This is a genomic window from Bradyrhizobium sp. BWA-3-5 (genome assembly GCF_032917985.1).
Taxonomy (GTDB): domain Bacteria; phylum Pseudomonadota; class Alphaproteobacteria; order Rhizobiales; family Xanthobacteraceae; genus Bradyrhizobium.
Genome location: NZ_CP136626.1, coordinates 1,907,557 through 1,921,132 on the forward strand (window position 1 = coordinate 1,907,557; position 13,576 = coordinate 1,921,132).

11 protein-coding genes and 3 pseudogenes are annotated in these 13,576 nt (G+C 56.6%); 7 read left to right on the plus strand and 7 right to left on the minus strand.

The features are described from left to right. Positions 1–406 precede the first annotated feature (406 nt). Positions 407–1,633: a nucleotide sugar dehydrogenase gene (locus tag RX331_RS09160; RefSeq protein ID WP_317256253.1), complete on the plus strand. Its 1,227-nt coding sequence runs from the start codon at positions 407–409 to the stop codon at positions 1,631–1,633. Then, positions 1,614–3,008 carry a glycosyltransferase family 4 protein gene (locus RX331_RS09165; RefSeq protein WP_317256254.1) on the plus strand — a complete coding sequence of 465 codons (1,395 nt, stop codon included), beginning with the start codon at positions 1,614–1,616 and terminating at the stop codon, positions 3,006–3,008. Before RX331_RS09160 ends, RX331_RS09165 begins: the two co-directional genes overlap by 20 nt. Before the next feature lie 174 nt (positions 3,009–3,182). On the opposite strand, the gene RX331_RS09170 is transcribed toward RX331_RS09165, so the two are convergent. From RX331_RS09170 to RX331_RS38725, 4 genes are all read right to left on the minus strand, one after another. Beyond that, entirely contained in the window at positions 3,183–4,295 is a 1,113-nt protein-coding gene (locus RX331_RS09170) for a glycosyltransferase (protein WP_317256255.1), read from the minus strand. Between the two features lie 185 nt (positions 4,296–4,480). Further along, positions 4,481–5,482 carry a polysaccharide deacetylase family protein gene (locus RX331_RS09175; RefSeq protein WP_317256256.1) on the minus strand — a complete coding sequence of 334 codons (1,002 nt, stop codon included), beginning with the start codon at positions 5,480–5,482 and terminating at the stop codon, positions 4,481–4,483. 158 nt (positions 5,483–5,640) lie between these two features. After that, positions 5,641–6,582, minus strand: a complete 942-nt coding sequence (locus tag RX331_RS09180; protein ID WP_317256257.1) for an NAD(P)-binding domain-containing protein — start codon at positions 6,580–6,582, stop codon at positions 5,641–5,643. A gap of 7 nt (positions 6,583–6,589) precedes the next feature. Then, positions 6,590–6,910 carry an FAD-dependent monooxygenase gene (locus RX331_RS38725; RefSeq protein WP_410708153.1) on the minus strand — a complete coding sequence of 107 codons (321 nt, stop codon included), beginning with the start codon at positions 6,908–6,910 and terminating at the stop codon, positions 6,590–6,592. Between the two features lie 404 nt (positions 6,911–7,314). Between RX331_RS38725 and RX331_RS38730 the strand changes: the two are divergent. Then, a pseudogene (locus RX331_RS38730) lies at positions 7,315–7,464 on the plus strand (thioesterase); the annotation flags it as partial. Positions 7,465–7,602: 138 nt separating this feature from the next. Further along, positions 7,603–8,655: a class I SAM-dependent methyltransferase gene (locus RX331_RS09185; RefSeq protein ID WP_317256258.1), complete on the plus strand. Its 1,053-nt coding sequence runs from the start codon at positions 7,603–7,605 to the stop codon at positions 8,653–8,655. A gap of 66 nt (positions 8,656–8,721) precedes the next feature. Here RX331_RS09185 and RX331_RS09190 read toward each other — a convergent pair. Then, positions 8,722–8,891, minus strand: a pseudogene (locus RX331_RS09190) (integrase core domain-containing protein); the annotation flags it as partial. 300 nt (positions 8,892–9,191) lie between these two features. Then, entirely contained in the window at positions 9,192–10,067 is an 876-nt protein-coding gene (locus RX331_RS09195) for a heparin lyase I family protein (RefSeq protein WP_317258073.1), read from the minus strand. A 171-nt stretch (positions 10,068–10,238) separates the two neighbouring features. On the opposite strand from RX331_RS09195, the gene RX331_RS09200 reads away from it, so the two are divergent. Continuing rightward, positions 10,239–11,216 carry a glycosyltransferase family 2 protein gene (locus RX331_RS09200; RefSeq protein WP_317256259.1) on the plus strand — a complete coding sequence of 326 codons (978 nt, stop codon included), beginning with the start codon at positions 10,239–10,241 and terminating at the stop codon, positions 11,214–11,216. A gap of 312 nt (positions 11,217–11,528) precedes the next feature. Here RX331_RS09200 and RX331_RS09205 read toward each other — a convergent pair whose 3' ends face one another. Continuing rightward, the gene (locus RX331_RS09205; RefSeq protein ID WP_317256260.1) at positions 11,529–12,263 is read right to left on the minus strand and encodes a class I SAM-dependent methyltransferase; all 735 of its coding nucleotides are present in this window, start codon (positions 12,261–12,263) and stop codon (positions 11,529–11,531) included. A gap of 436 nt (positions 12,264–12,699) precedes the next feature. Here RX331_RS09205 and RX331_RS09210 point away from each other — a divergent pair. Together RX331_RS09210 and RX331_RS09215 are read left to right on the plus strand one after the other, a co-directional pair. Next, positions 12,700–13,140: pseudogene (locus tag RX331_RS09210) on the plus strand (IS66 family transposase zinc-finger binding domain-containing protein); the annotation flags it as partial. Between the two features lie 14 nt (positions 13,141–13,154). Then, entirely contained in the window at positions 13,155–13,391 is a 237-nt protein-coding gene (locus tag RX331_RS09215; RefSeq protein ID WP_317258074.1) for an IS66 family transposase, read from the plus strand. Positions 13,392–13,576: the final 185 nt, after the last annotated feature.

Below are 13,576 nucleotides of genomic sequence, written 5' to 3' on the forward strand. Positions count from 1 at the left end.
CCGCTTGCGCAGGAGATTGCAGGGCACGGACCAGCGCAATTCCTCGAAGATCCGTATGGGCCTCAGCCGCAGGGTACCCATCCGGCGTAGGACGCGCAGGCAGGTGTGCTTTCGGATCTCAAGGCCCGAGCAGTTTTTGGGCGCATTTTGACGAACTCTATCCGGAATGATCGACATGGAGCGTGGCGACTGAAGACGGCGCGCGAGGCCGACCGCCTAGTGAGATGGATGCGGTCGGGCTCGGCGCTCACATGACAGTGAGCGAGAAGTGGTTCATCATCTTGGGTAGCCCTAATTGGGTAGCCACTCAGCCCGGTCGCAAGCCTTTTGCCTACACTTGCTCGGCAGGCCTCCATGCTATTCTCGCTGCATGAAAGTTGCTGTGTTCGGACTTGGTTACGTTGGCATGACGGCGGCCGCCTGTCTCACCAGGGATGGCCACGAAGTCGTTGGTGTTGACGTCAGCGATGAAAAAGTCGCGATCGTCAATGCTGGTAAGTCGCCGATTACGGAGCCCCGTCTCGATGAGCTTGTCGGACGTGCCGTCAGGAAAGGCTTGCTGAGCGCGACCAAGGATGCGAGCCGGCATCTCGACAGTTGCGCCATTGCCATAGTCTGCGTGGGAACGCCGAGTTCGCCGGACGGATCTCACAATATGAGCTTCATCGCCGAGGTATCCCATCAGATCGCTGAGCTAGTCGGTCCCGCTCGAACCACGACGTTGACAATTGTATTTCGCTCCACGGTGCGGCCCGGCACGATCGAAGAACTGGTGCTCCCGATCTTCGAGGACGCACTGACAGACAGGATGGATCTGGTCGAGCTTGTCTACAACCCCGAATTTATGCGCGAATCCGTAGCGATCGAAGACTTCTTCCATCCACCTAAGATCGTGATCGGGACGAAGGATGGGAAGCGGTGCACGGCTCTTGACGAATTGAATGCAAGAATCGAGGCGCCTGTCTTCTACACGACCTATCGTGCGGCAGAGATGACGAAATTCGTCGATAACACGTTTCACGCGCTAAAGATTGCGTTCGCTAACGAGGTTGGTCGCGTTTGCGACAAGCTCGGTATCAGCGCAGCCACCGTTCACAAGATATTCATCTCCGACACGAAGCTGAACATCTCGCCCTACTACTTGAGGCCAGGCGGCGCATTCGGTGGCTCATGCCTGCCAAAGGATGTTCGCGCGCTCCAATACATCGCAAGCGACGTAGGAGCGCACACTCACGTTGTTGATGCGCTTCTGAGATCGAACGATGCGCATAAGAATTTCCTGTTTGAGAACTGCGTGAAAGCAGTCCCGGCGGGCGGGCACGTTCTTATGTTGGGGCTCGCCTTCAAGGAGGACAGCGACGATCTTCGCGAGAGTCCCAATATCGACCTGGCTCGCAAATTCCTTCAGTCCCACATCGACCTTTCGATCTACGATCCCCACGTCGAACCTTCAAAATTGTTGGGCCAGAACCTTGGCTATGCGTTCTCAAATTTGCCCGCACTCCGCAAGCTGCTGATCCCAAAGTCGGTCGCCGAGACGGAGCTGTTCGATCTTGTCATCGATACCAGAGGGTGGGCGAAGAAAATGTCGTTGCGCTCCGCACGGGTGATCGATGTTAACACGCTTTCGTGACGATTGTGGCGCAGACCACCTTGATCAAGCCGGTGTAGCGAAACCATCCATACCGGTTGGCGTCGAGGGCGAGCTCTGCGAATTGGCCGGCTCGGATGCCACTTCTGCAGAATTGCCCGCGGCTTCCAAATCGGGCAACAATGGTCCGGTTGGCCGCCGGGTGCTTATCGTCGTCGAAAATCTTCCAGTGCCGTTTGATCGCCGAGTGTGGTCGGAGGCAACCACTTTGTCCCGGCATGGCTATGAAGTGTCTGTAATCTGTCCGAAGGGACCGGGCGCAACGGCCTCTTTTGAGATGATTGAGGGTATCGCCGTCTATCGCCACTGGTTGCCGGGCGAAGGGCATGGCGTGTTAAGCTATGTCGCCGAGTACGGCGCGGCACTGTTTTGGGAGTTCGTGCTGAGTCTAAGAGTTCTCGCAACCCGCGGTTTCGATGTCGTCCACGCCTGCAATCCGCCAGATCTCATTTTCTTAGTTGGAGCATTTCACAAGTTTCTATTTGGAAAGTCTTTTATCTACGATCAGCACGACATCAACCCGGAGTTCTACGAGGCAAAATTCGGACGACGTGGTTTTCTCTGGCAGGCGTTGGTTCTGCTTGAGCGCCTTACATTCGCACTGTCTGACATATCGATAGCGCCAAACCGATCATTCTGTGCCATCGCCATCGAACGAGGAAGAATGCAGCCAGATCGCGTGTTCGTTGTCCGCTCTGGTCCCAACCTTTCGCGCGTCCGCTCTCTTCCACCAGACCCGGCCTTGAAGAAGGGACGGAAATTCCTCGCCGCATATGTGGGTGTTATTGCGAAGCCGGAGGGTATCGATCTGTTGCTAGAAGCGGTCAAGCACATCGTAACGAAACGACACCGCGACGATGTCCAGTTCGTCGTTGTCGGAAGCGGCCCGGAACTGGAGGAAGTCAAGAAACTTGCAACGACGTTTCAACTGGACGAATTCGTCACGTTCACTGGCCGTGTCGATGATGCCACGCTGTTCACAATACTCTCGACGGCAGATGTGTGCGTGGATCCGGACCGCCCCAACCCGATGAACGATAAATCAACGATGAACAAGATCATGGAGTACATGGCCTTGGGCAAACCCATCGTCCAATTTGACCTCAGCGAAGGGCGCGTTTCGGCTGGCGCGGCATCTCTATATGTACAGAATTCGGATACGGCGGAGTTCGGCGACAAGATACTGGAGCTTCTGGATGATCCGGTGCGGCGTGATCATATGGGCGAATTCGGCCGGAAAAGAGTCTACAGCGAACTCGCTTGGGACCACGAGGAGGCGAACCTTCTAGGTGCTTATGAAAAGCTGTTCAGCCTAAGACGGTCACTAAGCCGACCAGCGAGGTGCTGCCGCACCTAAATAGAGGCGACGCGATAGCCCCGCGCCGATGCAGCGGTTCCCGATCGAGCATGTCGGGCTATCATCTGACGGTTCCCGACACACACACTATCAAAGATAAAATCGTTTTCATCAGCCGACGCAGCTCTGGCGACACATTTCGCTCCCGAAGCCAATCGAAGGATAGCGGTATGATCACTGGTGGCACACGAGCGCCTTGAAAAGATCCTTGTAGCCCTCGACCATGCGTTCGGCCGCGAAGTTCGCTCTAACAAACCTCGAGGCTGCTGCTCCAAACGCCTCCCGCTTGGCCGGATCGAACAATTTCTCAAGAAAACACACGAGCCCGTCAGTATCTTCGACCGGAAACAAGAATCCTGTCTCGCCGTGACGCACAATCTCGGCAGCCCCCCCAACGTTGCTGATCACGACAGGGATGCCGATTGCCATCATCTCCAAAGGCGCCAGAGGCAGCGTCTCACCGAGACTGCAAAGGACACCAACGTCTATAGCGCTGACATATGGCCGCACATCTTCCTGCAGCCCGGCGAAGGCAACATGCTCCAGCAGTCCACATGACCTTGCGTATTCCTCAACGTCACACTGTGTGGCACCTTCTCCCACAAGAAGGGCCTTCGCTGGAAATCCGCGGCTGCGCAGGATCCGTATGGCGTCAATCAGCTGGCGATGATTCTTCTCCGGACGAAATCTCGCGCACATGCCGATGACGTAGTCGAGGGGGCCGAACCCCATAGCGGTTCGGATCCGATCTCTCCATTGCTCCGCTGAGCGAGGCGAAAACCGCGACAGGTCAATGCCGTTATGAATAACCGTCGCATGATCGGAGCGGTAGCCGCGCTGTTCCCAAAGTCTCCGTTGATTCTGCGAGACGTAGATCAGAGCGTCCGCCCGAGCGAAAAGCGGCTTATAGACTGTATTCAGTACATGATCTTTGATACTGAAGAGATATGACGAATGGAACACCGATACGAGTTTGGCCTTTGATGATGCCAATCGAAGCGAGACAACACCGAACAGTAGCGGCCGCTGGTTCACCGTTACAACAATATCCGGACGCTGTGCGCGAATTAGCCGCGACATCTTCCTTATCGTGCCTATACTGTAGAGCTTGTTGCCATCGCAAAATTCGATGGATGACACGTTTGATCCGAGCGCGGTCCCCGGCAAGGCGGTAAGACTCACGATTGTGCACAGATCACCTTTCGACGCTAGAGTATTCGCCAGCTGAAACGTATGGTTTTCCGCGCCGCCCGGTGGCGGAACGTTCAGCACGAACATAATGCGCATGTCTGAACTCTTTTCTGGTCTGTGCGAGCGAGCTCGTCCAACAATTCGAGCGCTTCAAGGTCAACACGTTGCAGGCAACAGCCCCAGGACTCCTTGTCCAAATGAGTATTGAGACCGCAGGTGCTGAAATCGAAGGAATTGATCATCGCTGCTTGCAATTTCCCCAAACACGCACTGCTACACTGTTACAAGACTGCGGCCCCTCGCTGGAACAGGAGGGCCTGTGCGGCCGCGTGGACGCCGCTCACGTTGGCTTCAAACGACATTCGTGCCTCTAAGTGGCAGCCCACACCGATGCGAGGCAAGGCGAAAGGATTAAGATTGACGTCGCCCAAGTGTCCTTTCCGTGTTGTCACCGCCGTTGAAAAGCCGGCTTGCTCGGCAAGGCGATATTCGCGGGGCCCGCATGCGCCGGCGCCGCCATAGGGATAGGCCAGATGCCGAACCGGAAATTCGAGCAGAGTCTCTAGGTACTTGCGATTGTCTTCCAGTTCGGCCCGTGCGAAGGACGGGTCGAGTGTTGAGAGTGCCGCGTGCGATGTAGTATGCGCCCCAATTGACGCCAGGGGATGGCGAGACAGGGCTTGCAGCTCTCGCTCGTTCAGAAAATACGCATCATTCAATGCCGGCAGCGAAATCCCGTACCTATGGAAGGTATGTTCGAGCAATGCGGCACGGCGATAGTCCTTGTGAACCCACTGGATTGCCGCGTTCAATCCTGCTCTCTTGCTGCGAAAGTCCGAGCAAGCAAACTTGGCATCCATCGGATCGATTGTGACCTGATTCTCTCGGCGAAATACTTCGCGCAACCCGATCCACCATGATTTCATATTGCGAGTTAGAGCGGCCGTCGGTACGTAGACCAAAAATGGCGCGTTGTTCTGCTCGAGGAGCGGAAGCGCCGCAGAACGGAGGTCTCTATATCCGTCATCAAACGTTATCACGGCGTACCTTGGCGCATTCGGTTTGTTTCGGGACAGCGCCTCCAAACATTCGTCAAGGCTCACGATTTTCCATTCATGCCGTTGGAGCCACTCGAGCGAATACTTGAAGAGATCAACCGACGTGCCCGTCATCAGTTCACGTCGGAAATCCCGCTGTATTTCATGGAACATCACAATGACCGCTCGTCCGGCGAACAGTCGCCGGAATACCGGCATGAGTCCTGTGCAATTGATGCCGTACAAGATGCCGTCTCTTACGAGTTGCCTCATTTTTGCCTCTGGCTCAGTGTGCACGGCATTCGCTAGTTCCATCACAGCCGCACGAAAAGTAGCAGCGAATAGCGGAGCGCCCCGGTCTCAGGATGAATACGGGGGCAGGCGTTGTCATGATTGGCACCGCTTCATGAGAAACTCGGGTTGCGCTCAGAGGCTAGTGCCATCAAACGTGAGGGGGAGGGTACTTGCTTTCTGCCAATCTGCCGCGAGATGCGCTCGGCCGTGTATTGAGATCCGTATACGAAGCGCATCACCGGCCCGAATTTATAGGCGCTTGCTAGCCCGGTAAAATAGAGGCCTGGGATTGAGGACTCGAAACTGGAAGATAAGACGGGCACCTGTTCAACGCAGGGCAGATCCCGCAGCAACGGTTCGCTGAGGAACGGCAGCGAACGTACGGCAAATCGATAGCCTGCCGCGGCAATGATGTGGTCACTGACGAGATCACGTGACCTCCCATCCGGTCCGGTGACGTGGAGAACCGCCTTCCCACCTCTCGCCGTCACCCCTTGCAGGGATTGGCCCAACAAGATCGGCATGCGGCCGACCACTCGCTGCCGAAGCCACCACGCGCCGGACGGGCGCAGTACCGGGCCACGCCCCGCGCCACCCTGCACCATATCGAGGCGCGTTCGTTGAGATAGGTGGTAAAAGATCATCGGAGCATTTGAGCAGAACCAGGTTTTGAGCCCGGTTCCCAGTGGCGAAGCTGGCCGGCGCGTACGGTCCCAAACTCGTCGCTGCTCACGTGAAGGAGCCTCCCAAGCGATCGACGACCCACGTACGAACAGGTACGCCCTTGCCTCGGTCTCGTTCAGCAGAGCCGCAGTCTCGAGCGCCGACTGTCCGGCGCCGACGACGACGACGTCGCGGCCCTTCAACAGACTGAGGTCGTGATGCGCACTGCTGTGTGATCGCAACTCCCGGGTTAACTGCGCCAGTTTCTGTGGAATATGGTCGGCGTGAGACAAGCCCGTTGCGATCACGACACTGCGGACCCTGATGCGTTCCCCATTCGGAAGCCTAAGTTCAAACCCGTCCGGGCTTCCGTCGAGCGCTGTAACCATGACATCTTCAACCATGGGGACCAGACGCTGTTGAAATGACAGTGCATATGCGGTGAACGTGTCGAGCGGAATTGGAGCAGTTCCGCAAGGCAGCCCCTGCCTCCGCGCAGAACTTTTGTACGGTATAGCGCCCAGCGGGATCGGCAAGATTTGAGGCGGCGGCTTCAGACTTCAGAAACATGCCCATCGGCATTTGCGCGAGCCACCGATGCATGGGCGTACCAAATATTCGAAACGGCACGCCTGCGGACCGCAAATGCGCGGCGGCGGAGAGGCCGAAGGGCCCGGCACCGACGATAACTACCGGCAGATCCGACAGACCGGCCATGCTGACCCCAATCAATGATCTCCTGACGCGGCAAGCACCCTCGGGACAATGCGTAGCGCCTGGGCAATACGCACGTGTCCTACCGTAAAACTCGCCCCGGGATGCGAACCCTTTCGGATTACCTCCATCCGCTTCTCACCATTTGCGGCGGTTTAGCACCGGTTGCCGGCCTTTGACCCACGTTGCCGACGCAACTACTATGATCTATCTTGAGCTCTGATCGGGAGACATCGTGCGAGGCAATCCGGATTTCTTCGTCGATCTCAAGCCGGGGGGTCATCGCAGCCAATCATGAACGCACGGGCAACTTCTTGCTCGATTTAGTATCAGATTACTTTCGTGCGACATTAGATGGAGCCGACTATCGCAATTTCTCAACATGCTCCAGAAGGGGGCGATCTGTAATGGAAACGGCTAGGCTTCTATCGATACTCCGGGACCGGAACGTCAAACTATGGGTCGAAGGGGCCCACCTTAAATGCAGCGCACCCGCTGGCGCGCTTGACGCAGAGTTGCGCGCGACACTGGCCGATCGAAAGGAAGAGGTGCTCGCCTGCTTGCGGCAGGCGGAGACGCTGAAGAGCGGTCCGGCCGTTCTCCTGCCCATCGAGCGAGAGGATGGGACAACAGCGCTCCTGGCTACAATTTGTAAGGAAGTGCCGTTGCCGATAATCCCTGACCGGAGTGAGCGTATGAGCCGTTTCATTCAGGAACTCCGGAATTGCGGCTATAACCTTGCAAGCTGTGCCGAACGTCTTGAGGTATTCCCTCGCCTCGGGGTGAATTTCTGGCAAAAAATGCGAATATCTTGGACTCCTCGGAAGGAAGATCCAATCGATAATCTCATTACGCTCTTCATCGATGGCCAAAAGGTGAGCGCGGACATCATTGCGAAGCAGATCTCGCCGTTCTTTGTTGATGCGGCTCTCGAAATGAGATTGGTTGAAAGAAAGGGCGACTTGTTGCAATCGAGCTTCTGTTTGTTTCCATGCTATGGGAAATATTTGGTCACGGATCACGCAGAGAAGAATACCGCAATCAATCAAGTCATGTGGCTGTGGGGAGAGAGCTATCTGCTCGGCGGCTTTGTCAAGAGGATCTCCCGCAGGCGCGCCATCGATCTAGGAACGGGCTCCGGCGTGCATGCTATTCTGGCAAGCGACCACTGTGCCAGAGTTGTGGGCGCAGACGTCAGCCCGCGCGCCATCGCATTTTCCAACTTCAACGCAGCGCTAAACGAAAAGAGTAACATCGATTTTGTTATGAGCGATCTCTTCGATTCGATCGAGGGGACATGTGATCTGCTGGTATCTAATGTTCCTTACGCACCGGACACTGCCGCCAAGGCGAGCGACAATTTTTGGAGCGGTGGAATAGATGGTACTGAGCTTCTGCGGAGGGTAGTCGAGGCTCTCCCCACAAGGCTGGACCCGGACGGAACAGCCCACATCAATTCTCTGTTTCCGAATCCTCCAGGAACGAAGATCAAGGATCACTTTGATGCCTGGCTTGGAGGCAATCTCACGGAGTGGGACGTCTTGGATCACACTTGGCCTGTTCCGCAATATCAAGATCTGCTCTCCGACCAGCCATTCCATGGTGATATGAGCGCGTGGCGTTTCGGCGTGGTGAGCATGCGTCGATCTCGGAATGGCCAGGGTTGGTGGAAGGAAGTCGCGGGCAGTAGCCTGTTCTTCCGAAAGGACGGAAGTTGCAGCGTCATCGCTGATCACGATGCTGCCTAAATTGATCTCGCAGCGCGTACGTACGGTGCCGTCAGGCTGTGTCCGCTTATCAACTGCAAGATCAACGATCGTCCCTTGCGGTGAGGCGGGCGCCGCGGGGGGCAGGTATTTCAGCGACGAGTGAGGCCGCCGGATCTTTCGGCGAACCAACTGGCGATCTTGGCGCGGGCATCATCCAGATCCAAGAACGGGGTCTCGTCGAGTAGTTCATCGCGCATCCGGCCGTGGAAACACTCGCGGACCTGCCGCCTTGCACCTGAACGAAAGCGATCGTCGCCGCTACACGTGGGTTCAGGATATGTCGCTTTCTTGCGACGGCCAAGGCCGAGCTCGTTGTAGACCGCGCCGTTCGTGGGATCGACGGCGAACGCGTACCGCTAACTTGCCTCCGCCTGGTCCGGAGCCGCCGTACAGACAAACCGCGGTGCCGCCGTCGCTGTGCTTCAGCTGTTATTGCCTCGTTATGCGGAACGATCCCGCGATCGATCCTCATTCAACGCTTTCGCCGCCATCCACCGGCGAGATGTCGATACTTGTCACCAAGCCACTGCAGTTATTTTCAAGCGTCGGAAATGCACCGTCATAGTTTCCGGGGCTGCCGAGCGATAGATTCCTTGCTTCCAATAGGTTGCAGCGCCGGTCCCAATTGAACCGTGATAGTCGACGATCTGAACGCCGTCGCGCCAGACCCTGAGAAATCCATTGCCGTTGTTGTCGAATTTGACCTGGATGTTCATCGAATAGTAGCGGCCACGCTGAATTGGGTTCGGGTCGGTGTAGAGGTACACCTCTTTGCCGGTCCCGATGTCGATCGCCATGTGGTCGCCGTTCACCAACTCGACCGCAAACGGAGGAGAGTAGCCGGCACTTTCTTCGTGCATCTGACCGAGGACTATCCATTTTGCAGTATTGGTAGCTCCCGGTTCGATCATGAAGTCGTAGGAGACATTTATATGAGTTCCAGCCGGATAGAGGGTATCGCCCCCGGTTTCGCTTCGCTCGGCTGAAGTCGGATCGCTATATCCGGGGGAACTCCAATGATCTCCCGAACGTAATTCGAACCGAAGCGTATCAGTATCAGATTCCTGCAGGCTCCAGCTTTGATTGGCGTTTTGCACTACGTAGACGCTATCACCAATATGGACGGTGGAACCATTAGCAGGAAAAAGCATGCGTGTGATCTTGGCTGGTAGCTCGTTCGGTTGATGGGGTGAGATTGCTTTGCCGTCAGCGGCGATCGCAAACGTCATCGTCATCGGATTTAGACCATCAATGAGGAGCATCAGCAGGCCACACATAAAACGTGGCGAGATGCGCAATCTCCGCACTATCGACCAAAGGAGGCGACCGTGTTTCTTTTCCGGAGATATCCTCATTTCAGGATTTGCCATGGTATCAATCAGCGATCGCATTTCCACGCGGTAATCAAGATCAGACTTGGGCAGGTCGGCAGCTGTAAGCTAACAGTACCTCACGTGATGCAGCTGATTCACTACTCCTTGCGAGGTACTCTTTCGAGCACGCGAATTGCGCCTGGCGTGCTATACTTTGGCTCAATCAGTTTTGAACCGCTCTGAGCTTCAATGTCCGCGTATGAAATTGGCGTCATCGCAATCGGGCGCAACGAAGGGCAGCGCCTGATTGATTGTCTTGCGTCGGTGAAGTCTGCAACGAATAACATTGTCTATGTTGATTCGGGTTCTACCGACGGTAGTATCGCGGCCGCTGAGAAAATGGGAGCTCTTGTAGTGAAGCTGGACTTGACTCAGCCCTTCACCGCGGCGCGCGCAAGGAATGACGGCTTCGCCGCCCTTAAGGCAGTCAAGCCGGATATTCGCTTTGTTCAGTTCATCGATGGCGATTGCATCCTGGCGGGAGGTTGGATCGGCAGGGCGCTCGCGTTTATGGAAAAACGAAGCGACGTGGCGGCCGTTTGCGGCCGATTGCGAGAACGCTATCCGGCCGCATCTGTCTACAATCAACTCCTTGATCTAGAGTGGGAGACGCCCGTTGGCGAAGCTATGTCCTGTGGTGGAATTGCACTATTGCGGGTCCAAGCCTTCGAGGAAGTGGGGGGATTCCGCCCGCGTCTTATCGCCGGCGAAGAGCCGGAACTGTGCGCACGATTGCAAGAGATTGGTTGGAAGATCTGGCGCCTCGATGAGGAGATGGCTCAACATGATGCTGCGATAAGCCGCTTCGGCCAATGGTGGCTGCGTTCCGTCAGGGGTGGGCACGCCCACGCCGAAGTCTGGCGAATCCATAGAGATTCCTCCCGGATTTGGGGAGCGCGCGACACAGCTAGTACTGTCTTCTGGGGTGGACTTGCTCCTGCTATCATCGGCTTAGGTACTATCCTTCATCCGCTTGCGCTTTGCGGCGCCATAATTTACCCCCTTCAAGTCTGTCGGATCGCGATCCGCCGAGGAGCTAACTCTTCGAACTCGTGGCTGTATGCGGTCTTTATGGGAATTAGCAAGTTTGCGCACATGCAGGGCATGCTGCAATTTTATTGGCGTCGCTGGCGAGGAACAGCAAGTCAATTGATCGAATACAAGTGACGTCGGCTCGATCCCAACACAATGAGACGTTGTGCGGCATCGGCGCATCGGTAGCAGGGGCGATTGGATTTTGGGTGAAGATACTTAACGTCGCTGGGTGACCTACATTGTCCCTCGATCTGACGCCTGCGACCTTCGGCAGCTGAATTGTGTTTTGGTCGCATGCTTCGAATACATGGGACTTCTCTGGGATTCGATGCCCGAAAACTGGAGCATTGACTGTGGTCGGACGACAGAAGCTGCCGGATCAAGATTTCGGAAAATAGGTCGCTTTGCCTGTCGTTGGTCGCACATCGGGGCACCGTGAGAGGGCTAGTCCATTCTCAGGACGGCGAGGTAGCGTGGCGGACGTTTTGCGCCGGATAGGTTGTTGATCATCGTTTTGAACCCGGCCTTGGTCGCTTGTTCTGACAGTTCTTTGGGCGATATGCGGACTACGTATTGTGTTGGTCTTCTCTGGTTTTCCGGTAGTCGCCAATCGTCCGTGAGGTATCGGTTCTTGGGCATTTGGTCGAATGCTCGGTCGATCATGTCGAAAATGACATGTCCATTACTGGCCAATCTGTCGCGACATGATGTGAGATATTTGGACATGTCGATTGGCGCATAGTAGATGGAGTTGAGGGCCATTAGGACGCTGATGTTGTTCCCGGAAGGGATAAAGCCGTCGGCAACCCGAAACGTGATCGACTGCCGTGCTAGCTCAGCGAGCTGCGTGGCGGCCGATATGGCCGAAGAGCTTCTGTCGGTGCCGGTCAGATGGCGATAGCCGTGCTGTGCAAGCCAGATGAGGTTTGCACCGCATCCGCACCCGACCTCGAATATCAGTTCGTCCTTTGGGACATGCTTAACGATCCAATCCATTGTCGAAATGACTTCGCCTCGTCTGCGTCGGTCTTGAATGGAACCATAATGCCAAGGGTCCGCATCGGTCGATTTAATGATGGATCCGACTTTGTCCATCGGTAGATCGAGTTCATGATAGAGTGACCAGCCGATGGACCACCGTATCTTTGCCAACCGCGTAGTGATGATGTAACGTAACATCAGTGCTTCTACCACTTGCCGACCTGTTCGCCTTTGAGCTCGCGCAGCACTCCCATCAACCAGTGATGGTTCGGCTGCGATACGGCGGAAAATGGACCTGAACCGGCGCAAATCATGGTACTCACGCTGAGCCTTGACGCGAAGATAAAAGTGATCCGCGGAATTGGCTAATCAGCGCGGCATGACGCCACATCAAGCGCTGTTTGAAGGAATAGCGGATTGGGACACGAACCAGGACACGTCGGCCCAATCTCATTGATCTCGCTACTTTTTTGCCGCCTGCGAACCCCGGCGCAATGGCTTTGTCGCTTATATCGTGCTCGGATGCCGCAACACATGTGGCGGCCGCAGTCGCCGGCTGATCGCTGTGATTTGAATCCGGCGGCGCGGCCAGCAGTCCGGGCAGAAACCGCGTCTTGTGATTCTCTGGTCGGCGATGGGCGCCGATGACTCTCTCCCCGACGATGTGATCACCCTCAAGGCGGTGCTGCCCGCCGAGCGAGCGGCCCGCTTGCCTGCGGAAGCGGAAGCTCAGGCACGAACACTGCTGATCGAGAAGCTCAAGCTCACGATCAAGAAGCTGCGGCACGAGCAGTTCGGACAGTCCTCTGAGCAGGCATTGCTGGTCGAGCTACAGCTCGCCGACCCGGAGGAGAACGCGGCGCAAGCCGAGCCCACGGCGCAGATGGCAGCCGGGAAGATTGCGGTGCCATCGTTCGAGCGCCGCAGGCCGGCGCGCCGGCCGCTGCCCGAGCATTTGCCGCGGGAACGCCTTGTCTATCCGGTCCCTGCGATCTGCCCCTACTGCGGCGATAGCCGGTTGCGCAAGATCGGCGAGGACGTAACCGAGACGCTGGAGCTCGTTCCGCGCCAGTGGAAGGTGACCCAGCAGTGCGCGAGAAGCTGGTCTGCCGGGCCTGCGACGCCATTACCCAGCCGCCGGCTCGCACCCGAGGCGCGAGGGATGCAGGGCCCAGGCTGCTGGCCCATGTCCTGCTTGCCAAGTACGGCCTGCACCTGCCGCTCCATCGGCAGGGCGAAGTCTACCAGCGCGACGGAATCGACCTTGATGTCTCGACGCTGCAGATTGGGTGGGAGGCTCCGCCGAAACCCGATGCCGCTGGTTGACGCGATCCGGAGCCAGGTCTTTGCGGCCGAACGCATCCACGCCGCCGATGCCGGCTGCGGCGGACCTTGTCCACCCAGCGCCGCAGCACCGAGTCGCGCAGACGGAGCTCCTTGGCCATCGATCCGATCGATACCACCAGTTCAACGGCTTGGCGCTTGTAATCCTCTGTGAACGATCGACGTTG

Excerpts from the sequence above, each read along its gene's own strand:
- RX331_RS09160 (WP_317256253.1), top strand. The coding sequence starts at position 407 with ATGACGGCGGCCGCCTGTCTCACCAGGGATGGCCACGAAGTCGTTGGT.
- RX331_RS09165 (WP_317256254.1), top strand. The coding sequence starts at position 1,614 with ATGTTAACACGCTTTCGTGACGATTGTGGCGCAGACCACCTTGATCAA.
- RX331_RS09170 (WP_317256255.1), bottom strand. The coding sequence starts at position 4,295 with ATGCGCATTATGTTCGTGCTGAACGTTCCGCCACCGGGCGGCGCGGAA.
- RX331_RS09180 (WP_317256257.1), bottom strand. The coding sequence starts at position 6,582 with ATGGTTACAGCGCTCGACGGAAGCCCGGACGGGTTTGAACTTAGGCTT.
- RX331_RS38725 (WP_410708153.1), bottom strand. The coding sequence starts at position 6,910 with ATGGCCGGTCTGTCGGATCTGCCGGTAGTTATCGTCGGTGCCGGGCCC.
- RX331_RS09185 (WP_317256258.1), top strand. The coding sequence starts at position 7,603 with ATGAGCCGTTTCATTCAGGAACTCCGGAATTGCGGCTATAACCTTGCA.
- RX331_RS09195 (WP_317258073.1), bottom strand. The coding sequence starts at position 10,067 with ATGCGATCGCTGATTGATACCATGGCAAATCCTGAAATGAGGATATCT.
- RX331_RS09200 (WP_317256259.1), top strand. The coding sequence starts at position 10,239 with ATGTCCGCGTATGAAATTGGCGTCATCGCAATCGGGCGCAACGAAGGG.
- RX331_RS09205 (WP_317256260.1), bottom strand. The coding sequence starts at position 12,263 with ATGTTACGTTACATCATCACTACGCGGTTGGCAAAGATACGGTGGTCC.